This is a genomic window from Streptomyces sp. NBC_01298 (genome assembly GCF_035978755.1).
In the GTDB taxonomy this organism is placed as follows: Bacteria; Actinomycetota; Actinomycetes; order Streptomycetales; family Streptomycetaceae; genus Streptomyces.
On record NZ_CP108414.1, the window covers coordinates 7,427,134 to 7,450,496 of the forward strand.

22 protein-coding genes and 3 pseudogenes are annotated in these 23,363 nt (G+C 73.0%); 16 read left to right on the plus strand and 9 right to left on the minus strand.

Annotation, left to right across the window (positions count from 1 at the left end; all coding sequences use genetic code 11):
• Positions 1-102: 102 nt before the first annotated feature.
• The 4 genes from hisG (at position 103) to OG730_RS33835 (ending at position 4,100) form a co-directional block, all read left to right on the plus strand.
• Entirely contained in the window at positions 103-951 is an 849-nt protein-coding gene (hisG, locus tag OG730_RS33820) for an ATP phosphoribosyltransferase (RefSeq protein WP_266876436.1), read from the plus strand.
• Positions 952-1,009: 58 nt separating this feature from the next.
• Complete coding sequence (locus OG730_RS33825; RefSeq protein ID WP_327307790.1) at positions 1,010-1,474, plus strand: PH domain-containing protein; 465 nt, start codon at positions 1,010-1,012, stop codon at positions 1,472-1,474.
• A 203-nt stretch (positions 1,475-1,677) separates the two neighbouring features.
• The gene (locus tag OG730_RS33830; RefSeq protein WP_327307791.1) at positions 1,678-3,060 is read left to right on the plus strand and encodes a hemolysin family protein; all 1,383 of its coding nucleotides are present in this window, start codon (positions 1,678-1,680) and stop codon (positions 3,058-3,060) included.
• Positions 3,057-4,100, plus strand: a complete 1,044-nt coding sequence (locus OG730_RS33835; RefSeq protein WP_327307792.1) for a hemolysin family protein — start codon at positions 3,057-3,059, stop codon at positions 4,098-4,100. Before OG730_RS33830 ends, OG730_RS33835 begins: the two co-directional genes overlap by 4 nt.
• A 131-nt stretch (positions 4,101-4,231) precedes the next feature.
• Here the strand turns inward: OG730_RS33835 and OG730_RS33840 are convergent, their stop codons facing one another.
• A complete protein-coding gene (locus OG730_RS33840; RefSeq protein ID WP_327307793.1) occupies positions 4,232-6,184 on the minus strand; it encodes an AAA family ATPase in 1,953 nt (650 codons plus the stop codon).
• A 399-nt stretch (positions 6,185-6,583) separates the two neighbouring features.
• Positions 6,584-7,228, minus strand: coding sequence for a uridine kinase family protein (locus OG730_RS33845; RefSeq protein ID WP_327307794.1), 645 nt, complete (start codon positions 7,226-7,228; stop codon positions 6,584-6,586).
• 344 nt (positions 7,229-7,572) lie between these two features.
• Between OG730_RS33845 and OG730_RS33850 the strand changes: the two genes are divergently transcribed.
• The 3 genes from OG730_RS33850 (at position 7,573) to OG730_RS33860 (ending at position 9,797) form a co-directional block, all read left to right on the plus strand.
• Positions 7,573-8,985, plus strand: a complete 1,413-nt coding sequence (locus OG730_RS33850) for a C39 family peptidase (RefSeq protein ID WP_327307795.1) — start codon at positions 7,573-7,575, stop codon at positions 8,983-8,985.
• 84 nt (positions 8,986-9,069) lie between these two features.
• Positions 9,070-9,519, plus strand: coding sequence for an SPW repeat protein (locus OG730_RS33855; protein WP_327307796.1), 450 nt, complete (start codon positions 9,070-9,072; stop codon positions 9,517-9,519).
• Positions 9,520-9,638: 119 nt separating this feature from the next.
• Positions 9,639-9,797 carry an SCO1431 family membrane protein gene (locus OG730_RS33860; protein WP_243341628.1) on the plus strand — a complete coding sequence of 53 codons (159 nt, stop codon included), beginning with the start codon at positions 9,639-9,641 and terminating at the stop codon, positions 9,795-9,797.
• Here OG730_RS33860 and OG730_RS33865 read toward each other — a convergent pair.
• The 3 genes from OG730_RS33865 to OG730_RS33875 are packed head-to-tail and all read right to left on the minus strand — an operon-like array spanning position 9,772 to position 12,214.
• Positions 9,772-10,716, minus strand: coding sequence for a hypothetical protein (locus OG730_RS33865; RefSeq protein WP_327307797.1), 945 nt, complete (start codon positions 10,714-10,716; stop codon positions 9,772-9,774). The genes OG730_RS33860 and OG730_RS33865 overlap by 26 nt on opposite strands.
• On the minus strand, positions 10,713-11,675 hold the full coding sequence (locus OG730_RS33870) for a DUF6114 domain-containing protein (protein WP_327307798.1): 963 nt from the start codon (positions 11,673-11,675) through the stop codon (positions 10,713-10,715). Before OG730_RS33870 ends, OG730_RS33865 begins: the two co-directional genes overlap by 4 nt.
• Positions 11,666-12,214 carry a DUF6230 family protein gene (locus OG730_RS33875; protein ID WP_442815228.1) on the minus strand — a complete coding sequence of 183 codons (549 nt, stop codon included), beginning with the start codon at positions 12,212-12,214 and terminating at the stop codon, positions 11,666-11,668. The genes OG730_RS33870 and OG730_RS33875 overlap by 10 nt, the downstream gene beginning before the upstream one ends.
• 188 nt (positions 12,215-12,402) lie before the next feature.
• On the opposite strand from OG730_RS33875, the pseudogene OG730_RS33880 reads away from it, so the two are divergent.
• The 3 genes and pseudogenes from OG730_RS33880 to OG730_RS33890 form a co-directional block, all read left to right on the plus strand.
• Positions 12,403-12,915 (plus strand): annotated as a pseudogene (locus tag OG730_RS33880) (TetR/AcrR family transcriptional regulator); the annotation flags it as partial.
• 497 nt (positions 12,916-13,412) lie between these two features.
• A complete protein-coding gene (locus OG730_RS33885; protein WP_327307800.1) occupies positions 13,413-14,582 on the plus strand; it encodes an acyl-CoA dehydrogenase family protein in 1,170 nt (389 codons plus the stop codon).
• 95 nt (positions 14,583-14,677) lie between these two features.
• On the plus strand, positions 14,678-15,010 hold the full coding sequence (locus tag OG730_RS33890) for a GNAT family N-acetyltransferase (protein WP_327309535.1): 333 nt from the start codon (positions 14,678-14,680) through the stop codon (positions 15,008-15,010).
• A 4-nt stretch (positions 15,011-15,014) separates the two neighbouring features.
• On the opposite strand, the gene OG730_RS33895 is transcribed toward OG730_RS33890, so the two are convergent.
• From OG730_RS33895 to OG730_RS33905, 3 genes are all read right to left on the minus strand, one after another.
• Entirely contained in the window at positions 15,015-15,191 is a 177-nt protein-coding gene (locus tag OG730_RS33895; protein ID WP_327307801.1) for a hypothetical protein, read from the minus strand.
• Between the two features lie 222 nt (positions 15,192-15,413).
• Positions 15,414-16,283: an AraC family transcriptional regulator gene (locus tag OG730_RS33900; protein WP_327307802.1), complete on the minus strand. Its 870-nt coding sequence runs from the start codon at positions 16,281-16,283 to the stop codon at positions 15,414-15,416.
• 153 nt (positions 16,284-16,436) lie between these two features.
• Positions 16,437-18,077: a CocE/NonD family hydrolase gene (locus tag OG730_RS33905; RefSeq protein WP_327307803.1), complete on the minus strand. Its 1,641-nt coding sequence runs from the start codon at positions 18,075-18,077 to the stop codon at positions 16,437-16,439.
• Between the two features lie 136 nt (positions 18,078-18,213).
• Between OG730_RS33905 and OG730_RS33910 the strand changes: the two are divergent.
• From OG730_RS33910 to OG730_RS33925, 5 genes and pseudogenes are all read left to right on the plus strand, one after another.
• Positions 18,214-18,564 (plus strand): annotated as a pseudogene (locus OG730_RS33910) (TetR/AcrR family transcriptional regulator); the annotation flags it as partial.
• A 76-nt stretch (positions 18,565-18,640) separates the two neighbouring features.
• A complete protein-coding gene (locus OG730_RS44365) occupies positions 18,641-19,093 on the plus strand; it encodes a pentapeptide repeat-containing protein (RefSeq protein WP_442815229.1) in 453 nt (150 codons plus the stop codon).
• A pseudogene (locus OG730_RS33915) lies at positions 19,066-19,494 on the plus strand (TetR/AcrR family transcriptional regulator C-terminal domain-containing protein); the annotation flags it as partial. The gene OG730_RS44365 and the pseudogene OG730_RS33915, both read left to right, overlap by 28 nt.
• 364 nt (positions 19,495-19,858) lie before the next feature.
• On the plus strand, positions 19,859-20,992 hold the full coding sequence (locus tag OG730_RS33920) for an Rv3169 family protein (RefSeq protein WP_327307804.1): 1,134 nt from the start codon (positions 19,859-19,861) through the stop codon (positions 20,990-20,992).
• A 73-nt stretch (positions 20,993-21,065) separates the two neighbouring features.
• Complete coding sequence (locus OG730_RS33925; protein WP_327307805.1) at positions 21,066-22,169, plus strand: phosphotransferase family protein; 1,104 nt, start codon at positions 21,066-21,068, stop codon at positions 22,167-22,169.
• Between the two features lie 27 nt (positions 22,170-22,196).
• Here OG730_RS33925 and OG730_RS33930 read toward each other — a convergent pair whose 3' ends face one another.
• On the minus strand, positions 22,197-22,643 hold the full coding sequence (locus tag OG730_RS33930; RefSeq protein ID WP_327307806.1) for a hypothetical protein: 447 nt from the start codon (positions 22,641-22,643) through the stop codon (positions 22,197-22,199).
• A gap of 218 nt (positions 22,644-22,861) precedes the next feature.
• Here OG730_RS33930 and OG730_RS33935 point away from each other — a divergent pair, with 218 nt between their 5' ends.
• A complete protein-coding gene (locus OG730_RS33935) occupies positions 22,862-23,302 on the plus strand; it encodes an Lrp/AsnC family transcriptional regulator (RefSeq protein ID WP_327309536.1) in 441 nt (146 codons plus the stop codon).
• The last annotated feature ends 61 nt before the right edge of the window (positions 23,303-23,363 follow it).

The following is a 23,363-nucleotide window of genomic DNA, read 5'->3' on the forward strand; positions in this document are numbered from 1 at the left end:
GCGGCAGTTCCGCGCGAGCCCCGGCCCACCGTGCCGGGGCGTCCGCGCGTCCGTACCCGTACCAGCACACCCTTTCGCACCTACGCACCAAAGGAAGCCCCCATGCTGCGCATCGCCGTCCCCAACAAGGGTTCACTCTCCGGACCGGCGTCGGCGATGCTCCATGAGGCCGGCTACCGGATGCGCAAGGAGTCCAAGGAGCTCGTGGTCGTCGACCCCGAGAACGAGGTGGAGTTCTTCTACCTCCGCCCCAAGGACATCGCGATCTACGTGTCCTCCGGCAAGCTCGACATCGGCATCACCGGCCGCGACCTGCTGCTCGACTCCGGCGCCAGCGCCGAGGAGATCCTGCCGCTGAACTTCGGCCGCTCCACCTTCCGCTACGCCACCATCCCCGGCACCGCGAAGGGCCCCGAGGACTTCCACGGGATGACCATCGCGACCTCGTACGAGGGAATCGTCGCGAAGCACCTCGCCGACCAGGGCATCGAGGCCTCCGTCGTCCACCTCGACGGCGCGGTCGAGACCGCCATCCAGCTCGGCGTCGCCCAGATCATCGCCGACGTCGTCGAGACCGGCACCAGCCTGCGCAACGCCGGACTGGAGGTCATCGGCGAGCCGATCATGACCTCCGAGGCCGTCGTCATCCGCGGCAACGGCACCGACCCGGAGGACCCCCGGGCCCAGCAGTTCCTGCGCCGTCTCCAGGGCGTCCTGGTCGCCCGCAGCTACGTGATGATGGACTACGACTGCCGCGCCGAGCACCTGGAGCGCGCGGTCGCCCTCACCCCGGGCCTGGAGTCGCCGACCGTCTCCCCGCTGCACAACGAGGGCTGGGTCGCCGTCCGCGCCATGGTCCCCGCCAAGGAGGCCCAGCGGATCATGGACGACCTGTACGAGCTCGGCGCCCGCGCGATCCTCACCACCTCGATCCACGCCTGCCGCCTCTGACGGCACGCCCGGTTTCCCCGATCCGCCACCCGGCACCACCCGAAGGCACCTGACGCACATGGCCGACGCCACCGCCCAGTCCGCACCGCCCGCCCTGCCGGTCACCTTCCGGCCGACCCGCACGCGGGCCGTCCTGCTGGGCGTGGGCGCCGCCATGTTCGTCACGATCTCGGCGATCGCGCTGATCCTCGAAACCCTGCACCCCGGTGAGCGGATCGCCTTCGTCTTCACCGCGGCCCTGCTCTCCTGCGTCCTCGTCCTGCTCAGCCGCCCCAAGGTGGTCGCCGACGAGACCGGGGTCACGGTCGTCAACCTCACCACCACCCGCCGCCTGGAGTGGGCGCAGATCCTGCGCGTCAACCTCCGCCCCGGCGACGCGTGGGTGTTCCTCGACCTGAACGACGGCACCAGCCTGCCCGCCCTCGGCATCCAGCCGGGGGTCGCCAAGGCCCAGGCGATCGCCGACGCCCGCGCCCTGCGCGCCCTGGCCGAAGCCCACGGAACCGGCTCCAAGAACGGCTGAGCCCGGCCGACCTCGTCGCTGCGTCCCATTGCGGCGGCGGTCCCAATGACTAACCTGGTGGGCGGGGCGCGCACACGCGTGCCCTCCCACACGCCCCGGGACCCCGTGGCCCGTGGGCACCATCGACCTGAGGAGTGACTCCCTCCAGCAATGGACGGATCGTCCGGTAGTACACGCGCCGCCCTCCCTCCGGAGGCGGCGGCATGACCATCCCGCTACTCCTGCTCGTGGCGGCATTCGCCCTGATCCTCGCCAACGGTTTCTTCGTGGCAGCCGAATTCGGCCTCGTCACCGTCGAGAGACCCGAGGCCGAACGCGCCGCGGCCGAGGGCGACCGCCGTGCCCGCACGGTCGTCGCAGCCCTTCGGGAGCTGTCCTTCCAGCTCTCCGGCACCCAGCTCGGCATCACCATCACCTCCCTCGTGGTCGGCATGCTCGCCGAGCCCGCCCTCGCCGCCCTGCTGGCCGGGCCGCTCGAAGCGACCGGCCTCCCCAAGGGCGCCGTCCCCGGTGCCGCCGTCGTCATCGGCATGCTGCTCGCCTCCGCCGTCCAGATGGTCGTCGGCGAGCTCGTCCCGAAGAACTGGGCCGTCTCCCGGCCGCTCCAGGTGGCCCGTTTCGTGGCCGGCCCGCAGCACGTCTTCTCCCGGGTGTTCCGGCCGGTCATCGCGGGCCTCAACGCCGTCGCCAACCGGCTCGTCCGGGCGCTCGGCGTAGAGCCCACCGACGAGATGGCCTCCGCCCGCACCCCCGGCGAGCTGGTCTCCCTGGTCCGTCACTCGGCCCAGGCCGGCGCCCTGGAACAGGACACCGCCGACCTCTTCGTACGGACCATTTCGCTGGGCGAACTCACGGCGCAGCTGGTCATGACCCCCCGGGTCAAGGTCAGCGCCCTGCAGCACACGGCCACCGCGGCCGACGTGCTGAACCTGACCCGCGCCACGGGCCTGTCCCGCTTCCCCGTCTACCGCGAGCGCATCGACGAGATCACCGGGGTCGTCCACCTCAAGGACGCCCTCGCCGTGCCCGAGTCCGAGCGCGCCCGCACCAGCGTCAGCGGGATCTGCGTGGCCCCGATGCTGGTGCCCGGCTCCCTGCCGGTGCAGCCGCTGCTGGAACGCCTGCGCAGCGAACAGCCCATGGCCGTGGTCGTCGACGAGTACGGCGGCACCGCCGGGGTCGTCACCCTGGAGGACATCGTGGAGGAGCTCGTCGGCGAAGTCCGCGACGAGCACGACCTCGCGGAGGACGGCAGCCCCGAACTGGCCGCCGTACCCGCCGAGGACGGCCGCCCCTCCTGGGAGGCCGACGGGAGCTGCCGCGTGCAGACCCTGCGCCGGATAGGCCTGGAGGTCCCCGAAGGGCCGTACGAGACCGTCGCCGGGCTCGTCGCCGACCTGCTCGGCCGCATCCCCGCCCCCGGGGACCGCGCCGAACTGCCCGGCTGGAAGCTCTCCGTGCGCCAGGTCCGCCGCTACCGCGCCGAGCGGGTCCGCCTCGTGCGCACCGCTCCCGAGGGACTCGGCCCCGACCGGCTCGGTTCGGTACCCGCCCCCGCCGAACTGGCACAGGTGGGTGGCCGGTGAACGCGCTCCAACTCCTGTTCGCCCTGCTCCTCGTCCTGGCCAACGGCTTCTTCGTCGGCGCCGAGTTCGCACTCGTCTCCGTCCGCCGCAGCCAGATCGAACCCCTGGCGGCCGGCTCCAAGCGGGCCCGCCAGGTGCTCCACGGCCTGGAGAACCTGCCGCGCATGATGGCCGCCGCGCAGTTCGGCATCACCATGTGCTCGCTCACCCTCGGCGCCGTGGCCGAACCCACCGTGGCCCGGCTCCTGGAGCCCGTCTTCCACGCCGCCCACGTGCCCGAAGGCCTGATCCACCCGCTGGGCTACGCGGTGGCCCTCACCGCGGTGATCTTCCTGCACCTGGTCATCGGCGAGATGGTCCCCAAGAACCTCGCCATGGCCGCCCCCGAGAAGACGGCCCTGTGGTTCAGCCCGGGCCTGGTCGCCTTCGCACGGGTCTGCGGACCGGTCACCACGGCCCTGGGCGCCTGCGCCACCCTGATCCTGCGGCTCTTCAAGGTGGAGCCCAAGGACGAGGTCGAGGCCGTCTACACCTCCGCCCAGCTCGGCCGCCTGCTCAAGGACTCCCGGCAGGCCGGTCTCCTGGAGCCGGTCGAGCAGGAGCGCCTGGAGGACGCGCTGGAACTGGGCAGCCGCCCGGTCACCGACGTCCTCCTCGCCCCGGACCGGCTGGTCACGGTCGGCCCGGCCGTCACCCCGCGCCAGATCGAGCAGCTGACGGTCCGCACCGGATACTCCCGGTTCCCCGTCCGCACCGAGACCGGTGCCTTCATGGGCTACCTGCACGTGAAGGACGTCCTGGACCTGGAGGACCGGGAACGGGCCGTGCCCCAGCGGGTCTGGCGCCGGATGACCACGGTCTGCTCCACGCTCCCGCTGGACGACGCCCTGACGGTGATGCGCCGCGACGCGACGCACCTGGCGCAGGTCGCCGATCCCTCGGGCCGGGTCCTGGGCCTGGTCGCGATGGAGGACGTACTGGAAACCCTGGTCGGCGAGGTCCGCGACCCCGCGCACCGGGGGTACGCGCGGAGCGCGTAGGAGGTCCCGGAGGGGTTGGATGTGCCGCTGCGCGGCACATCCAACCCCTCCGGCGTTTGAGGAGCGGTGTCTGGGGCGCGGAGCCCCAGGGAACGGTGGAAAGGCGGGTAGGGGACGGCTCCGCGCAGCGGCTACAGCGGCGGCGGCTCCGGCCGCTCCTGCGGGCCGCGGCCCGAGAGGACCTCCCCGTAGGCCTGCATCAGGTCCGCCAGCCGCAGGGTGGAGAGGTCCTCCCGGGACGGATCACCGGTGAAGCCCGACAGCCGCAGGTCCCGGTACGCGCAGCTCTTCTCGTACAGCGTGCGCAGGAACCGCCCGTTGCCCAGCTCGTCGATCCACCCCTGCTCCACGACGTGCCCGCTGATGCTCCGCAGCTCCTCCAGCGCCTCCTCGTCCCACCGGTCCCCGTTGGCGTCGGCCAGCACCCCGCCGATCGAGGTGAGTTCCAGCGGCCGGTAGCTGGGGAAGTCCACCCGCGTGGTGAACCGCGAGGACAGCCCCGGATTCGTGGCGAGCAGCCGGTCCATCCCCGCCGGGTAGCCCGCGAGGATCACGACCAGGTGGTCCCGGTTGTCCTCCGCCCGCTTCAGCAGCACCTGCAGGGCCTCGTCCCCGTACGCGTCGCCCTTGCTGTAGCCGGAGTTGGAGAGGCTGTACGCCTCATCGACGAACAGCACCCCGCCGATCGCCGAGTCGATCAGCTCGTTCGCCTTCACGGCGGTCTGCCCGAGGAACTCGCCGACCAGGTCCGCGCGCCCGGCTTCGACGAGGTGGTCGCCGCCGAGCAGGCCCAGCGCGTAGAAGACCCGCCCCAGGATCCGCGCCACCGTGGTCTTGCCGGTGCCCGAAGGCCCGGAGAAGACGAAGTGCCGTTTCGGCGGCTGCACCGGCAGTCCCTGACCCGTCCGCAGCCTGGCCATGTGCAGCTGCGCGGAGAGCGCCTTCACCTGCCGTTTGACCGGCTCCAGGCCCACCATCCGCTCCAGCTCCGCGAGCGCCTCGGCCAGCGCCGCCGGATCCGCCGGTCCGGCAGGCAGTTCCACGGGTCCGGGCTGCGCGGGCAGCGAGGCCTTGTGCCGTACCCCGGCGGGCAGCCCCGCCCCGGGCCCCGGGGCTCCCGGGCCGTGCCGCGGCTCCGGCGGGTCGGCCGCCGCGAGCGGGTCCGTGTCCGGCTGTCCGTCGGCGGCGATCCCCTGGACCGGACCGCCGCCGCCCAGGGCCACCGCCGCGAAGTCCCCGCCCGACGGTGCCGGTCCGTGCCCGCCGACGGCCTCGTAGCCGGCGCCGCTCGCGTACCCGGCCAGGCCGTCGGCGTCCTCGCTGTCCTCGATGGCCGTCAGCCGGGCCGCCGTGTCCATGAACGCCGGGTCCACCCGGTGCACCGCCCGGTACAGCGGCAGGGCCGCGGCGCTGCGCCCGGTCCCCTCGTGCGCCCGCGCCAGCCAGTACCGCAGCTCCTTGCGCTGGGGCTGCTCGCTGCGGCAGCGCATCAGCGAGGCCGACAGCAGCGGCTCGGCCTGCCCGTACATCTCCAGCCGGACCCGGGCCATCCCGCCGAACAGACCCGCCTCGATGCCCAGGAGCGGATCGTCGACCAGCGATTCGGTGGAGCGGACCAGCTGCTCCCAGTCCTTGACCAAGTAGGCCCGGCAGGCGTGCAGGAAGCGCACCTGCGGGTCGGTGTCCACGGGCGGCAGGGCCGCCAGCGCCTGGTCCAGCTCGGGGACGTGACGTCCGTCCAGCCAGTGCGAGGCGTGCGCCAGCAGCAGGTCCCGCCGGGTCTCCAGGACCGGCTGCACCCACCAGCCCAGCCAGTACCAGGAGTTCAGCGTCCGCCGGTGGCGGGCCCGCTGCTCCCCGAACCGGTCCCGGTGGGCGTACATGCGCAATAACGCGTTCGTGGTGTCGACGCGGAGCGCGTGCAGCCCGAGCCAGGCGTCGGCCATGGCGGGATCGAGTCGTACGGCCGCCCGGAACTCCTCCTCGGCCTGCGGGTAGGCGCCCATCGTGCAGGCGTCCACTCCTCGCAGCCAGGCGAGTTCGGCCGGGGCGTGCGCGCTGCTGCCGTGCGCGGCGAAGTCCATCACATCCCCCACAAGCGTGCCCCCGTGGTGCCCAGCAACCCCCGCGACGCATACGCGAGTTGTCCCTGCGCCGATGAAATCAGGGGTGCATCGTACCTGCGGTTACGCACCTTACGTAGGGTGCGTCGAAGACCTGCCGGGTGCACATCCGAGTCGTCCAGGGTGACGCACGGTGATGATTTCGCCGGAATGGGCCCCGTGCGACGCCGCGAAGAAGGAGTGCCGGGCGGTACTTCGAGGGGGATCGGCGACGACACGAAGCCCCCGATCACGGGGGAACAATCGGGGGCTCCGCGTCCGCGGCGGCCGGTGAGGGCCGCCTCTTCAGAACGTAAGGCCGTCCCCGCCCCGGGTCAAGGAGCCGGGAAGCACCCGCGGAGGGACCCGTCCCCCCGCCCTTCAGGCCTGGGGCACCCCGTCACCCTCAGTCACTTTCACGCCGGTTTCCGCCGCCCCGGCAGCCCCGGAAGTCCACTCGTATCCCGTACTGCTCTGTCGCACCAGGGTGTCCGCGAAGGGGCGCGAAGGGTCATCCGAGAAGTGCGCGAGCTCCGCGCGCTCCCATCCGTCCCAGAAGTCGGACAGTTCGCGCCCGTCCCGGTCGCGCCCGCGCCCCCAGGACTTCGCACGCGGGGTCTCCATCCACAGCAGCCGCGCCAGGTGCGGGCGCAGGGCGCGCCGTCCGGCACCTACCCCCTCGACCAACAGCACCGGACCGGGCTCCAGCACCCGTTCCGGACCGAACCGCCGCTCGACCCAGTCGTACGGAGCCCAGTGCGCGGCCCGCCCCGCGGCGAGCGGCTCCAGCACCTGCGCGCGCAGCCGCCCCACCCAGCCGAACAGCTCCTCATGGGTGGCCACATCGTCCAGCCGCAGCACGGGAACCCCACCCAGCGCCTCGGCGAGCGCCCCGGCGAAGGTGGTCTTCCCGGACCCGGCGTGCCCGTCGATCCCGACGAGGCGGACGGGTCCGAGGGAGGGCGGCACGGCGAGGATCTCGCGCGCGAGCGGCCAGAGTGACGAAAGTGACGGCTGAGTCTCCACGAACCCAGCGTATGGCCTGGGCCATGGGCGCCCTCAGCCACCGGCAGCGACCTTGCCGCTGCGCGGGGGAGTTCCCCTACCCGCCCTTCGCCCGTTCCCCGGGGCTGCGCCCCGGACCCCCTGGGGCTGGCCCCCGGGAACGGCGCCGCACCCGGCAAGGGTCCGGGCGGAGCCCGGGGAACGGTGGAAGGGCGGGTAGGGGACCCAGCCCCGTGGGGCCCGCCCCCAGAGGGGGCCGCGCCCCGTCACCCCGACACGGCGGCCCGGCTTCACGGTCCCGTGGGCGGGAACTGGAAGGGTGGGCGGGAGCCGACCCGCCGCACCGACCCCTGGGGGCCACGCCGATGACCGCACCCACACCCCGCCGCGCCCTGCTGGCCGTGGTCCTCGCGGCCGCGACCGCCGCCACCGTCCCCGGCGGTGGCGGCCGAGCCGCCGCGGCGGAGCCGAAGCCCGCCCCCGGGGGGCCGGGACAGGACACCCCGGCCCCGGCCCCGGAGGGGGCCGCCGCCGGAGCCGCCCGCAAGACGGTGGACAACCGGTTCTGGTACTCGTACGCCCACTGGACCGCCGGCCTCCACCAGGGCACCACCGCCATCGGCGGCGCCCGCCCGGGCCTGGAGATCAAGACCCCGACGGGCCGCAGGGAGTACGCCGACCCGCACACCGGCAAGAAGAGCACCTGGGAGTACGCCACCTGGACCTCCCCGGTCCACGCCTCCACCGTGCCCGCCACCGAGGCCATCGCCTCCTGGAACGCCCGCACCCCGGCCGGCACCTGGATCCAGATCGAGCTGCGCGGCACCTACACCGACGGCGCCGCCACCCCCTGGTACGTGATGGGCCGCTGGGCCGCCGGCGACGGGGACATCCGGCGCACCTCCGTGGACGGGCAGACCGACGGCAAGTCCACCGTCTGGACCGACACCCTCGCCGTGGACGCCCCCGCGAGCGGGCTGCGGATCAAGGACTGGCGGCTGCGCCTGACCCTGTACCGCAAGCCCGGCGCGAGCCGCGGCCCCACGGTGTGGCTGGCCGGCGCCATGGCCTCGGACGTCCCGGACCGGTTCTCGGTCCCGGCGACCGCCGCCTCCGGCGGGGCCCACGAGCTGAAGGTGCCGAGGTACTCGCAGGAGACGCACGCCGGCCAGTACCCCGAGTACGACAACGGCGGCGAGGCCTGGTGCAGCCCCACCTCCTCGCAGATGATCATCGAGTTCTGGGGCCGCAGGGCCAGCGCCACGTCCGTGGCCTGGGTCAAGAAGGACTACGCGGACCCGCAGGTCTGCCACGCCGCCCGCTCCACCTACGACGCCGCGTACAAGGGCTGCGGCAACTGGCCCTTCAACGCCGCCTACGCCGCCACCTACCGCCAGCTCGCGGGGGTCGTCACCCGCCTCGGTTCGCTGGCCGACCTGGAGACCCTGGTCCGGGCCGGCGTTCCGGTCATCACCTCCCAGTCCTTCACGGCCGAGGAGCTCCCGGGCGCGGGCTACGGCACGGCCGGCCACCTGATGACCGTCATCGGCTTCACCGCCTCGGGCGACGTGATCGCCAACGACCCGAACTCGGCCGACAACACCGCCGTGCGCCGCGTCTACCGGCGCAGGCAGTTCGAGAACAACTGGCTGCGGACCAAGCGCCACAACGCGGCGGGCAAGGTCGTCTCCGGCACCGGAGGCGTCTGCTACCTCTACGGTCCGATCCGGCCGAACCCGGCTCAGGTCCTCGCGCTGCGGGCGGTCGGGGTGCTCTGAGATTTCGCGTTGCCCCGAAAGGCATGTAAGCGCAACATAAAGGGCAAAAGGGCAATAGGAGCTTCTCATAGGAGGCAGCCCGCCATGACCACCCAACCGAGAATCGAACACCACCCCGACCTCGCTGAGATGCGCTCGCGGTTCGAGCGGGTCACCAGCACTCCGAGTGCCCAGATCGTCGAGGCGCTGGCCCTGATGACGGGCCTCTACATCGCCGCCTCGCCGTGGATCGCCGGATTCAGCGGGCTCAGCTCGCTGGCGATCAACAACCTGATCGCGGGCCTGGCGTACTGCCTGTGCATGAGCGGACTCGGCTCCGCTTATGAGCGCACCCACGCCATGGCCTGGACGGCGGTCGGTCTCGCCGCCTGGACGATCGTCGCGCCCTTCGTCATCTCCGGCGACGTCAGCACCACCCGCACGGTGTGGAGCAACGTCCTCGCCGGCGGTATCGCCCTGTGCCTGGCCCTGGCCATGGCGGGCATGGCGGGCCGCGACCGCACCACCATGGCGGGACGTGGCCGCACCACCTGATCCGGCCCGTACGCGCCGCTCGCGCCCCCGGTCCGCACCACGCGGCCGGGGGCGTGAGACATGCCACCCGTGACGGTCGTCTCTACCGCGAGGGCCGCCCCCGCTGTCACATTGGAGGCATGACCGCACACAGCGCCGCCCTGACCGCCCGCGCCCGCAACCTGGTCCGCACCGGCGGACCGGAGGACGATTCCTCCTCCTGGCTGGAGCACGTGCTCGGCTGGACCCTGGTCGTCGTCGTGGCCATGTTCGTCACCCAGGTCGGCTGGTTCTTCTAACCTTCGCCCCGGCGGCCGCCGCGGCCCCGTCCTCCGTCTCCACCCCGGCTTCCGCTTCCGGTTCCACCCGCCAGTGCCCGTCCGGAATGCCCACCAGCCCGTACAGCGCCCGCACGGGCGACCGTGCCGGCAGCAGCGCCACCCCGGCCAGCAGGGCGAACGCCCCGGTTCCGGCCCACCACCCCAGCAGCCGGACCAGCACGCTCGCGCCCACCGCCCCCGCGAACGGCAGCCCGTAGACCCCCGCCCCGGCGATCGCCACCGCGATCACCCTCGGCACCTTGAGGTCCGCCGCGGCGCCCGGCAGCCGCCAGCCCTCCACCAGCCAGCCGATCTCGGTGAGCAGCATCGTGCCGATGACGGCCGTCCCGAAGATCAGCACGGCCAGGAAGGTGCCCGTGGTCGCGAAGGCCAGCACGCCGTTCAGGACACCCTCCCCGGACCAGTCCGCGAAGGCCCGCGGATCGGCGCTCAGCAGCCGTTCGTACCCCCTGCCGTCCCACCCGTGGATCAGGGTGAAGAACAGCAGGAAGTACCCGGCCACCGCCTGGAGGTATCCCCAGTACCCGGCCCCGACCAGCACGAACAGCCGCGCCGTCAGGAACCCGAGCAGGGCGCCTGCCACCACCGAGGCCCCGTAGAAGAGGGCGAAGCCCGCCCACACCCCGTCGTGGTCGCGGGCCACGTGCATCGTCGACCAGGCCGGGTTCTGCCAGAGCAGGTACGCCCCCGTGGGGGCGGGCAGCAGGGCCGCGTAGAGCAGGGTGAGCGCCAGGTAGGGATTGGCCGCGCGGCTCCTGGTACGGACGCCCTCGCCCCGGACCGACCGCTCCCACCACTGGAGCTGGCGCCCGGCGGCCACCGCGAAGGTGGCGCCGATGCCGTACGCCCACAGCGGCGCGGCCTGTACGGGGATCACGAGGCCACCAGCCGCAGGTCGTCGGTCCTGATCACGTCGGAGGTGACGAGCGCCTGCTCCGCGCTCACCCGGGTCATGAAGGCGAACGGCGGGATGACCGGGGGAGCGGGCAGCCCGTCCGGACTGAAGGTCACGCACAGCAGGCCCCCGATGCACCCGCTGAACCTCGTCAGGTACAAGGTCACCTCGCCGCTCAGGTCGAGCCGCTTGGCGGCGAGCCCGTACTCCTCGCGGCCGTCCCGGCTGTGCAGTTCGTAGTCGGTCAGCGTGGCGGCCCGCATCCGCAGCACCAGCACCTTCAGCGGGCCGTCCACCGTGGGCACCTGCGTGACCCCCGCGAAGGCGAACCCCTGCGGGGCGAAGAGCGAGGTGGTCACGGTCGGGGGAGTGCGCGCGGCCATCGGCGGGCCGGCCGAGGCGGCCCTCGCCTCCCCGGTGCCCGCCACCAGCGAGGCGAGCAGCACCACCGGCAGCGCGGCGGCCAGCGTGCGCGGGCCGCTGCCGTCCAGGCTCGGGATGTACGGGCCCTCCTCGCCCGCCTCCGGATCGGGCACCGGGGTCCAGCCGAAGGCCAGCGCGCTCCCCGCGATGCCGAGCAGCATCCCGACGAGGAAGCCCCCGAGGTTGGTCGCCACGAAGGACACCACCGAGAGCAGCAGGGCGTGGATCGAGACGTAGGCCCGGGTCTGCGGCAGGAGCCACAGGAACAGGCCGGCGGCGATCAGCGCGAGGCCGATCCCGATGGCCGCGATTCCGCCGAGGCCCAGGCTGACCAGCACGGTGAGCGGGGAGAGCGGGACCAGCAGCAGCTCGGTCCCGCCCAGGATCACCAGCAGCCCGCCCCAGAAGGGGCGGGTGCGGCGCCAGGTGCGCAGCCGCCGCCGGGGGCCGGGCAGCGGGAGGCGGCGTTCCAGCCATCCGCTGCCCGGCCCCGCGGGCCCGCGCAGGCCTAGAAGCACTTCTTGCCGTCCAGGCTGACGTTCAGCTTCAGGCCCTTGAGGTGGAAGTTGCCGCCGGTCGCCGACCAGGCGTGCGACTTCACGTCCACGACCTCGATGTCCCCGGCTTGGAGCCCGAACTTGCCGGCCTCGCCCTTGATCCCGCCGACCTGGTCGAGGGTGGAGGCGTCGCGGCCGATCTGGGCCGTCCCGAAGACGGCGTCGCCGGCCAGGTCCTCGCCGTCGATGACGAGATTGCTGGCGGTGACGTTGCCGGCCGGGCCGCCGGCGGTCAGCTTGAAGATCACCTTGCCCACCGGGGTGTCCACCTCGGCGGCCTGGCAGATGTCGGTGAGGGTGGCCTCGCCGATGCCGAGCAGTGCGACGGGATGCCCCTTGCCGTCGACGGAGCGGTCCGTCTGCACGTAGGAGGACAGGCCCTTGCTGCTCAGCTTGGACGAGGAGACTTGGAAACTGGTCCCCGAGACGGCGAAGGAGGCGGCGAGCGCGCCCTGCGCCATGACCATCGCCATCGCTCCGACCGCGACGACCGCGGGCATCGCGACGGCGGCGGTCTTCTTCCAATTGGCCCGGCCCTCGGGCGCGTTTCTGGTCGTGTTGGTCCTGCTGGTGCCCATGATGTGGTCCTCCCGTACGTCGTCCGGTGCGCAGGGGGAGTGCGAAGGGGGGTGCCAGGGGGTCTGCCATACTGCGGGCATCCTGTGGCAGTTCGAGGCTAGGGCTGAATTTGAATAATAGTCAACAGCGGGGAGCGACCGGACGTTCGCAGGTTCGGCGGGCCGAACTCATAGCGATCGGCCGCAAGTTGTTCGCAGACACCTCGTACGACGCGCTCTCCATGGACGACATCGCCAAGCACGCGGGCGTGGCCAAGGGGCTCATCTACTACTACTTCAAGAGCAAACGCGGCTACTACCTGGCCATCGTCGAGGACTCGGTGGCCGAGCTCGTGGCCCGCGCCGCGGGCGAGAGCGAACTCCCCAACGCGCAGCGGGTGCGCAGCACCATCGACGGCTACCTCTATTACGCCGAGCACCACCAGGCCGCCTACCGCACCATCGTCACCGGCGGCGTCGGCTCGGACTCCGAGGTCCTCGCCATCCGCGACGCCGTCCGCGAGGAACTCATCGCGACCATCGCCGAAGGCGCGTACGGCCGCCGCGAGATCCCGCCGGTCGCCCGGCTGGCACTGGTCGGCTGGCTCGCGGGCGTCGAGGGCAGCACCCTCGACTGGATCGGCCCGGCGGACGCCGCGGTGCGGGCTCCTGCGGCGGCTGCGGTGCGGGGCGCTGACGAGGCGCCGGATCAAACCCGCGGGCAGGACCCGGCCCAGATCCCGCCGCAGATCCCGGCCCAGGTGCCTGCCCAGCTCCAGGTCCTGCCGCAGATCCCTGCCCAGGTCCCGTCGCAGGCCCGGGAGGGCCGCGGGCCCGGGGCTCCCGGCGACCCGGGGCACCCCGACCGGGCCGCGGTCGGAGCGTTGCTGGTGCGCACGCTGCGCGCGACCCTGACGGTGATCGAGGAGTTCGTCCCGGAATGCCCGGCCCCGCCCGTCCCCGAGGAGGATCTTCAGCCCGTGACGGGAAGCCCCTGATCGGGCATACTCAACCGCCGCAGCCCCTTGAACAGGACCTTCCCGCGATCCGGGAGGGCACCATCGGTTGTGAGCCCCGAGACCCGGCGACGCGTACCACCCTCACGCGCCGCCCCGTGCTTGAACGTGAGGAGAGCGCCGCCATGACCGACCGCGCGCCGCAGGTGGACCGATCGCTGCCCACCGAGGAGTCCCGAGACCTGCTCGCGCTCGTGCGCGAGATCGCGCAGCGGGAGATCCGCCCCCGGGCCGCCGAGGAGGAGGACACCGGCCGCTTCCCCCGCGAGGTCTTCGCGCTGCTCTCCGAGGCCGGACTGCTCGGGCTTCCGTACGCCGGCGAGTTCGGCGGCGGCGACCAGCCGTACGAGGTCTACCTCCAGGTGCTGGAGGAGCTGGCCGCGGCCCGCCTGACCGTCGGTCTCGGTGTCAGCGTGCACTCGCTGGCCTGTCACGGCCTGGCCGGCTACGGAACCAAGGAGCAGCGGGGCGCCCACCTGCCCGCCATGCTCGGCGGCGGACTGCTCGGCGCGTACTGCCTCTCCGAGCCGTCCTCGGGCTCCGACGCGGCCTCCCTGACCACCAAGGCGGTCCGCGACGGCGAAGACTGGCTGATCAGCGGCACCAAGGCCTGGATCACCCACGGCGGCGTCGCCGACTTCTACACGGTGCTGGCCCGCACGGGCGTGGACGGCCCGAAGGGCATCACGGCCTTCCTGGTCCCGGGCGACGCGCAGGGCCTCACGGCGGCGGTCCCCGAGAAGAAGATGGGCATGAAGGGCTCGCCCACCGCCCAGCTGCACTTCGACGGGGTACGGGTCCCCGACTCGCGCCGCATCGGCGAGGAGGGCCAGGGCTTCACCATCGCCCTGGCCGCCCTGGACGCGGGCCGCCTCGGCATCGCCGCCTGTGCGATCGGCGTGGCCCAGGCCGCCCTGGACGAGGCCCTGGCCTACGCGCTGGACCGCAAGCAGTTCGGACACCCCATCGCGGACTTCCAGGGCCTGCGGTTCATGCTGGCCGACATGGCGACGAAGATCGAGGCGGGCCGCGCGCTGTACCTGGCGGCGGCGCGGCTGCGGGACGCGGGCAAGCCCTTCTCCCGCCAGGCGGCGATGGCCAAGCTCTTCTGCACCGACGCGGCGATGGCCGTCACGACGGACGCGGTCCAGGTCCTGGGCGGCTACGGCTACACGGCGGACTTCCCGGTCGAGCGGCTGATGCGCGAAGCGAAGGTCCTCCAGATCGTGGAGGGCACGAACCAGATCCAGCGCATGGTGATCGCCCGTCACCTGGCGGGCCCGGAATCCCGCTGACCGGCCGGCCCGGGGCGGAGCCGGCCGCGGGCGAGCCGCGGCCCCGGGCGGAGCTGACCGTACGGGAGGCCCTGTCCGACGCGGAGCTGAACGAACTGTTCTCCGTGTCCTGGCCGGGGCACCGGGACACGTCCTTCGCGCCGGTCCTGGCCCGCAGCCTGACCTGGATCGCGGCGCGCGGCGGCGGGCGGCTCGTCGGCTACGTCAACGTGGCCTGGGACGGGGGCGCGCACGCCTTCGTCCTCGACACCACGGTGCACCCGGACGAGCGCCGCCACGGGCTCGGGGTGCGCCTGGTCCGGGCGGCCGCCGAGGAGGCGCGGGGCGCGGGCGCGCAGTGGTTGCACGTGGACCACGAGCCGCACCTCGGCGCGTTCTACGCCCGGTGCGGTTTCCGCCCGACGGCGGCGGGTCTGCTCGCCCTGTGAGCGGTCAGCCGCCGAAGAGGGGGCCGGTCGGCCAGATGGGGGAGGAGGCGATCCGGGACCACTCCGGATCGCGCTGCCCCGGCAGGGTCCGGCCGTCCTCCTCCCACCGGGTGAGCAGCGCACGGTAGATGGGCGGGTCGGGGGCCTGCCGAACCGATTCTTCGTACCCTGCGGCAGGCACCCGCCGCCGGCGCCCCACCTTCGGCGTGGAAGTCTCCATCGTGGTCATACCGGGCCAACGCGCCACCGGAGCCACGGGTAACCCCGCCCATCCGTTCGACCTTTCCCCTCCGGGCTCCCCTCCGGGCTCCCCTCGGACTCCCCTTGGGGTCCGCTCCGGGTCTGCTCCGGCTCCCTCCGAGCTCCCCCCGCCTTCCCGCCGGAGCCGGGATCGCGCGATCCGTCACGCCGGTTCGACGGGCAGCCACAGCTCGCAGGTGGCGGTGCTGAAATCTTCGGCGCGTTCGAGGATCGTGACGATCGAGGGGCCGGGCCGCAGCAGCCACGGGTTGGAGGGGAACCACTCGGTCGCGGTCGCGGCCCAGGTCGTCTGCAGGGCCTGAGGGTGGGGTCCGGCGGTGCGGAACACCGCCCACGTGCCGGCCGGTACCTCGATGGCGTCCAGGTCGTCGGGCGCCGCCGTCTCCCGGGACAGGGCGACCCCGTGCAGGTAGGTCAGTTCGCTCCCCTCCGCGCCGTCGGGGTCGACGTCGTCGGAGACCTGCAGCAGGCCCGCCGGTTCGGTGTCGCCGAGGGCCTTCAGCCGGAGGTGCTCCTCCGGCGGCAGCGCGGTGATGTGCCGCTGGATGTGCGGGTTGACGCCCCGGTGGACGAGCGGAATCCGGACGGCGTGTCCGACCAGCCGGAACGCGGGGCGGTCGATGAGGCGGGTGTCCATGGGGATGCTCCCTTCGACGGTCAGGCGGATCCTGAGCCGTGGCTGTGTGCGCAGGGGGCCTCCGTCGCGGCGCACGTCACGGGGACCGGCGCCGTGGACCGCGCGGAACGCGCGTCCGAACGCCTCGGTCGAGCCGTATCCGTACCGGACGGCGATGCCCAGCAGATCGGCTTCGCCCCGTACGACGTCGGCGGCGGCCACGGTCATGCGGCGCCGGCGCACGTACTCCGACAACGGCATGCCGGCCAAGGACGAGAACATCCGGCGCAGGTGGTACTCGGTCGTGCCGAGCCCTGCGGCCAGTGCGTGGACGTCGAGTTCCTCCGCGAGGTGTTCCTCGACGAGATCGACGAGCTGGTTGAGTGCCGAGATCACGAGGCCTCCTTTCGACGTCAACCCTGCCCGGTCGCACCCCGCCGGGACCCGACCGTTGCGATCCGATCCGATCGCGCGGCCGATCGCGCGGCCGATCGCTGTACGGCCCGTGCGGCCCGTACAGCTCGTACGGGCCGCACGGCGGCCGGCTCGTCAGCCGTTCCCCGTGGTTCCGGCCCCGGAACCACGGGGGAGCACGGCAAGCATCAGCGCCGAGTCCGCGTGCAGCGTGATGCGCACCGGCGCGAAGGCGGTGGCGTCCAACGGCGACTCCCCGGTCCCGGGATTGCGGGCGTAGCGCGGATGGGCGCCCCCGCTGATCTGCCAGCGGACGCGGTGCCCGACGGCGAAGCGGTGGGCGGTGGCACTCATCGGCACGGTGATCCGGGAGGGCTCCTGCCCGTCAGTCCGGAGCCGGCCCAGCCCGTCGCAGACGTTGATCGAGCGGCCTTGCTCGTCCACGTCGCACAGGCGGGTGAAGACGTCGGCGTGGCCGGTGTCCGTGGAGACGCTCAGCCGTGCGGAGACCGGGCCGAGTACGTCCAGGGGCTCGGTCAGCGGCGGGCCGGTGAAGGTCAGTACGTCGTCCCGGATCTCCAGGGTGCCGTTGTCGCGGGCACCGGCGGTACGGGAGAGCAGCGGGCCGCCGACCGAAGGGGTGGGGTCGGCCGGGTCGTAGCGGAACGAGACCAGGGGTGCGGATTCCGCGGTGGCCTGCCGGATCAGATGCCCCTGCGCGGTGGGAAACCACGGACCGACGACCGCGGCCGGCGGCCAGTCCTCGACGTCCCGCCAGTCGCCCGCGCCGCCGCCTTCGCCGCCGACGTGCACGCGCACCCTCGTGGGACGCAGCGCCGAGGGGTCGGCGCACAGGTGTGCGCGCAGCCAGGCGAGGCTCTCCGCGAACACCTCGGGCCACCCCTGCTGCAGCGCTGACGTATGGGTCCAGGGGCCGACGAGCAAGGAGGTCTCGCACCCGGCCTCACGGAGCCGGCGGTACTGCTCGAGGGTCTGGTCGCCCAGTACGTCGTGCCATCCGGTGATCAGACCGGTCGGCACCTCCAGCCGCCGTGCCACCGCCGCCAACGACGCACCGTCCCAGTACGCGTCCTCGGCGTCCGGGTGGGACAGCACCTCGTCCAGCCAGGGCACGTCGCCCCCGAGGGCGGACGCGTGCGCCCCGCGCAGCGGCTGCGCGGTGGTGACCTCGCGCAGGCGCCGCTGCAGACGCAGGGTCGCCTTCAGGAACGGCGCCATCCCCCGGTGCTGGTACGTCATGCCGACGCCGACGGCGAGGGCGTTCTCCAGGCGGAGCGCGCCGTCCGCGTGGAACAGGGCGTGCGGATCGTGCAGCCCCACCTGCACCACCATCGCCTTCAGCTCCGGTGGCGGGTCCTCGGCGAGGGCCCACTGCACGTATCCCAGGTAGCTGGGGCCGACGGTCCCCAGCGTTCCGTTGAACCAGGGCTGCTCGCGCAGCCAGGACACGGTGGCCCGGCCGTCGGCCGCCTCGTTGCGCCACAGGTCGAACTCGCCGCCGGAACCACCGGTACCGCGACAGCTCTGCAGCACCACGTGGAAGCCCTGCTCGGCGAAGAGCACGCCGTACATGGGGGACCACGGCAGGCCCCTGCCGTACGGAGAGCGGACCAGGAGGGTGGGGAAGTCGCCCTCGGCGCGCGGGAAGTAGTGGTCCGTGATCAGCGGGCTGCCATCGGCGGCGGGCACCGCCAGCCCCGGCTCCCACCCGACGGTGTGCCGCCTGGCCGGCAGCCCCTTCCAGGTCGCCCTCATGAGCCGTGAGCCCAGCGGCGGCTTGCCCGAAGGCGGCGTCCAGGCCGCCCCCGTCACAGGACCGTGCGTATGCGCTGCTGCCGTTGTCATCGTTCGTCCCCCTCCTCGCTATCCGTACACTGTACGAGAATAGCCCATGCTTGGATGGGACCCGCAAGGGCCGCCTCGATCAAGGGAGGGGGTGCGGACCGTGCCCCGTACGGGAGAGGCCGGCGCGCCGGGCATCGACCCCGAGCAGCTCTGGCTGGGCTCCGCGAAGCCCCGCAGGGGCCGCAAGCCCTCCTTCAGCCGAGAGGCGATCACGGCGGCGGCCGTCGCCCTGGCGGACGCGGAGGGCCTCGAAGCGGTCACCATCCGCAGGGTCGCGGCCGAGGTCGGCGCCGGCGCCATGTCGCTCTACAGCTACGCCCCCGACAAGGAGACGCTGCTGGAGCTGATGGTCGACCACGTCACCGCCGAACTACTGACCGCAGACGCCCTCCCCGGGGCCGGGCCGACCGGAGGCACGCTGACCGGAGACGCGCCGGCCGGAGACGGGCCCACCGGGGACGCGTCGGCCGGGGATGGACCTACCGGGGACGTGCCTAGCGGGAACGGACCTAGCGGGGACGTGCCTACCGGGAACGGACCTAGCGGGGACGCGCCTACCGGGAACGGACCTAGCGGGGACGGACCTAGCGGGGACGTGCCTAGCGGGGACGTGCCTACCGGGGACGTGCCTAGCGGGGACGGGCCTAGCGGGGGCGCGCCTACCGGGGACGGGCCTACCGGGGACGCGTCGGCCGGGGATGGACCTACCGGGGACGCGCCTACCGGGGGCGTGCCTACCGGGAACGGACCTAGCGGGGACGCGCCTACCGGGGACGGGCCTAGCGGGGACGCGCCTACCGGGGACGTGTCGGCCGGGGACGGGCCTACTGGGGACGGGTCGGCCGGGGGCACGCCGACCGGAGACAGGCCGACCGGAGACAGGCCGACCGGAGACAGGCCCGCCGGCGACTGGCGCGTGGAGCTGAAGGCCATCGCCCACCTCCAGCGCGCCCACATGCTGCGCCATCCCTGGCTGCCCGCAGCCCTGACCGGCCGCCGCGTGCCCGGCCCCAACACCCTGGCCTTCCTGGAACGCGCGCTCGCCGTCCTGCGGCCCACCGGACTGGACGGTGCGGCGAAGCTGGAGGTGTTCGCCCAGCTCACCGCATTCGTGGCCGGGCACGTCGCCCATGAGATCGCGGGGGCCGCGGCCCTGCGGTCCCCCGACCGGCTCGCGGCCGAAGCCCGCTACCTAGGCGCCGTCGCCGCGGACGGCCGGCACCCGGAACTCGCCGAAGCCCTCGCCGCCCCCGGCCGCCCCCTCGCTCCGGAGGCCACCTTCACCCGCTTCCTGAACCGCCTGATCGACGGCCTGACCGCCGGCTGACCACCTCCGCCGCGCCCCCCCGCCCCGCGACCCGCGCCCTCCTGCAACCCACGGGGCCGCGCCCCGCGCCCTGCGCTCAGGGATCCACAACCCACGGGGCCGCGCCCCCCGGCCCCGCGACCCGCGACCCGAGGTCCCCGCCCCACGGCCCGGGCCCGGGGCCGGGCTCGCTCCGCCGGCGTGGTGGCCCCGACCCGCGGTCCCGGAGCGGAAGCACCGGGGTCCTAGGCCCGGCCCGGCCGGGTCCCCGCACGATGTGTCTCCCTGCCAGTTCGTGCCACAACCCTGTTCCCCGGCACGCCATCTGACGTACCGTCATCTCCGCCCAGGTGTCACCCCCCGCACCCGTCCACGGAGGTTCGCCATGCCCGCCGACCGGCCCGTACCGCTCGACGAATACCCCATCCACCAGGCCCCGTTGTCGATGAAGCACCTCGTCACCGGAGACCGCAACGCCTACGACCGCTGCATCTTCCACGTCTTCGACCACGCGGGTCGCGCCGTCCTGATCCTCGGCCTCGGGGTCTACCCCAACGCCGGGGTCATAGACGCCTACGCCACCCTCCGGGTCGGCGACGAACTGCTCGCGGTCCGCGCCTCCGACGCCCTCACCGACGACCGCATGAACCTCTCCGTCGGCCCGCTCCGCATCACGGTCGACGAACCCCTCCGGCGGATCACCCTCTCCTGCGCCGCCGACCCCGAGGACCCCGACGGGCTCTCGTACGAGATCACCTGGACCGCGGAGTTCCCCGCCGTGTGGGAGCCGCACCACACCCAGCGCCGGGGCGACCGCCTCATCCTCGAAGGCCGCCGCTTCGTCCAGGCCGGCGGCGTCACCGGCACCATCCGCGCCAAGGGGGAGGAGTTCACCCTCGACGCCGACTGGACCGGCACCCGCGACCGGAGCTGGGGCGTGCGCCCCATCCCCGGGGAGGAGGGCGGCCGCGCCGCCGAGGAGCACCGCCCCGAAGGGTTCCACTGGCTCTGGATCCCCGTCCGGTTCGAGGACCGTTTCCTGATGGTCATCACCCAGGAGGACGCCGACGGCCACCGGGCCCTCAGCGAGGCCGTCCAGGTCTTCCCCGAGGGGGCCGGCCGCCACGACGTCCAGCTCGGCTGGCCGCACACCGACATCCGCTACCGCCCCGGCAGCCGCCACCCCGAGAGCGCCGTCGTCCACCTCACCGACCCGGCGGGCCGCAAACCCCTCGAACTCGGCGTGGAGATCCTGAACTCCTCCCCGCTCGCCGTCGGCGCCGGCTACCCGCCCGCCTCCGACTGGCAGCACGGCACCTGGCAGGGCCGCGCCTGGACCGACCGCCGCACCTACGACCTCTCCGACCCCACCGCCCACCCCATGGCCGCCTTCGGAGTCACCGACCACTCGGCCCGCTTCACCCTCGAAGGCCGCACCGGCTACGGCATCTTCGAGCACGGCAGCTTCGGCCGCCACGACCCCAGCGGCTTCGCCGACTACGGCTCGGTCGCCCCGTAACCCCGGCCCGGAACCTCACACCTCACACCTCAAGCCGCACGCCTCAACGGCCAATCCAGAGAAGGGGTTTCCCATGGCAGGACCGGCACCGCGCCCCCGTACCTCCACCCGCGAACCCGAGGAGCTGGGCCGGCGCCTCGCCGCCTGGCTCGACACCGAGCTGCCCGGCGCCAAGGTCACCAACATCTCCGTCCCCGGCTCCAACGGCATGTCCAGCGAGACCCTGCTCTTCGACATAGAGCACCCGGATGCCCCGATCCACGCCTGCGCGCTGCGCCTCGCCGCCGACCCGGCCGCCTACACCGTCTTCCCGACGTACGACATGCCCCGCCAGCACCGGGTCATGAGCCTGGTCGCCGCCCACACCGACCTGCCGGTCCCGCGCGTGCAGTGGCTGGAAGAGGACCCCGGCCCGCTCGGAGCCCCGTTTTTCGTGATGGCCCGCGCCGAAGGGCGCGTACCGCCCGACGTGATGCCCTACACCTACGAGGGGAACTGGCTGCACGCCGCGACCGACGCGCAGCGTGCCGCGCTCCAGGAGGCCAGCATCGCGCTGCTTGCCCGGCTGCACGACCAGTTCCCGCCCGAGGAGGCGAGGTTTCTCCTCGGGGAGGGCGACGGCAGCCCGCTGCGCCACCATGTCGAGTCCCAACGCGCCTACTACGACTGGGTGGTTGAAGGGAAATCCCGATCACCGCTCCTCGAGCGGGCGTTCGCCCGCCTGGAAGAGCTGTGGCCGGCCGGCGAGGGCGGCCCGGCCGTCCTCAACTGGGGCGACGCACGCATCGGCAACGTCATCTTCGAGGCTGACGGCTTCGAACCCGTGGCCGTCCTCGACTGGGAGATGGCGGCCTGCGCCCCGCGCGAGGTCGACCTCGGCTGGACCGTCTACCTGCACCGGTTCTTCCAGGACCTGACGGTCGGTTTCGGCCAGCCGGGCCTGCCGGACTTCCTGCGCCGCGAGGACATCGAACGCCGGTACGCCGAACTCACCGGGCACACGCCGCGGGACATGGAGTTCCACACGCTCTACGCCGCCCTGCGGCACGGGATCGTGATGCTGCGCATCGCCTACCGGCAGGCGCACTTCGGAGAGGTGGAGATCCCGGCTGATCCCGACAGCCTGATCCTGCACCATGCCAGCCTCACCGCCATGGTGCAGGGAACGTACTGGTAGACGTCCCGGTACCCGCTCGGCCCGTGCTCAGGCGGCCTGCGCGTGCTGGCGCATCTGCGGCATCACCGCGGGCGCCGGCATCCGCACGGGCCGCGAGCCGGGGCCGCCGACGTGCGAGAAGGGCTGCGTCCGCCAGTCCAGCCCCTGCGGCAGCGCCAGGTGGACGACGGGCTCCAGCTCCGTGGCCTCGCCGTCGCCGAAGTCGAGGGTGGGCAGCGCGTCGGAGGCGGGCCGGCCGGTGCCCGCGCACACCGTGAGCCCGAAGGGGTTCCACGGGCTCAGGCAGAGGGCGTGCTCCGGCAGGAACTCCTCGTCCGCGACGAGGGCGATCGACTGGCCGCAGTCGGGGCAGGTCGCGTGGTGGATCTCGAAGCCCTCGGCGTATTCGAGGTAGTCGTCGTCGTCGGCGTAACCGCTCTCGACGATTTCCAGGGGCTCCGGTTCGGTGCGACCGGCGCGCTTGGTGTTCAGCATGGATGTACTCCCCCTTGGGTGGGCCGGGCGGGCAGGTTCTTCGGCCACGGCCACCCCAAGCACTTCCCGTCGCGCGGCACGAGTAACCACATCCGGCCGCCGTACGCCCGCTTACCCCTGTGGCCTTGGTCACATGCCCGCCGCAGGTGCCACCTCAATCCGTGGACACGGCTGGGCCTGAAGGGATCGGGGCCGTAAGTTGTGCGGCTATGAGCGCAATGGAGGAGCTGGACCGCCAGATCGTGGATCTGCTCGTACGGGACGGGCGGATGAGCTACACGGACCTGGGCAAGGCCACCGGACTGTCCACGTCGGCGGTCCATCAGCGAGTACGCCGGCTGGAGCAGCGCGGGGTCATCCGCGGTTACGCGGCGGTCGTCGACCCCGAGGCCGTCGGTCTTCCCCTCACGGCCTTCATCTCGGTCAAGCCCTTCGACCCGAGCGCGCCCGACGACATCGCGGACCGGCTGTCCGGGGTTCCCGAGATCGAGGCCTGCCACAGCGTCGCGGGCGACGAGAACTACATCCTCAAGGTCCGCGTGGCCACCCCTCTGGAGCTCGAAGACCTCCTGAGCCGCCTGCGCGCCCTGGCCCACGTCTCCACCCGCACCACGGTGGTCCTCTCCACCCCGTACGAGGCCCGCCCGCCCCGGGTGTAGCAAATCCAGCTCCACTGGCCCAAATCAGCCCCTCCGGCGTTTGAGGAGCGGGGGTCCGGGG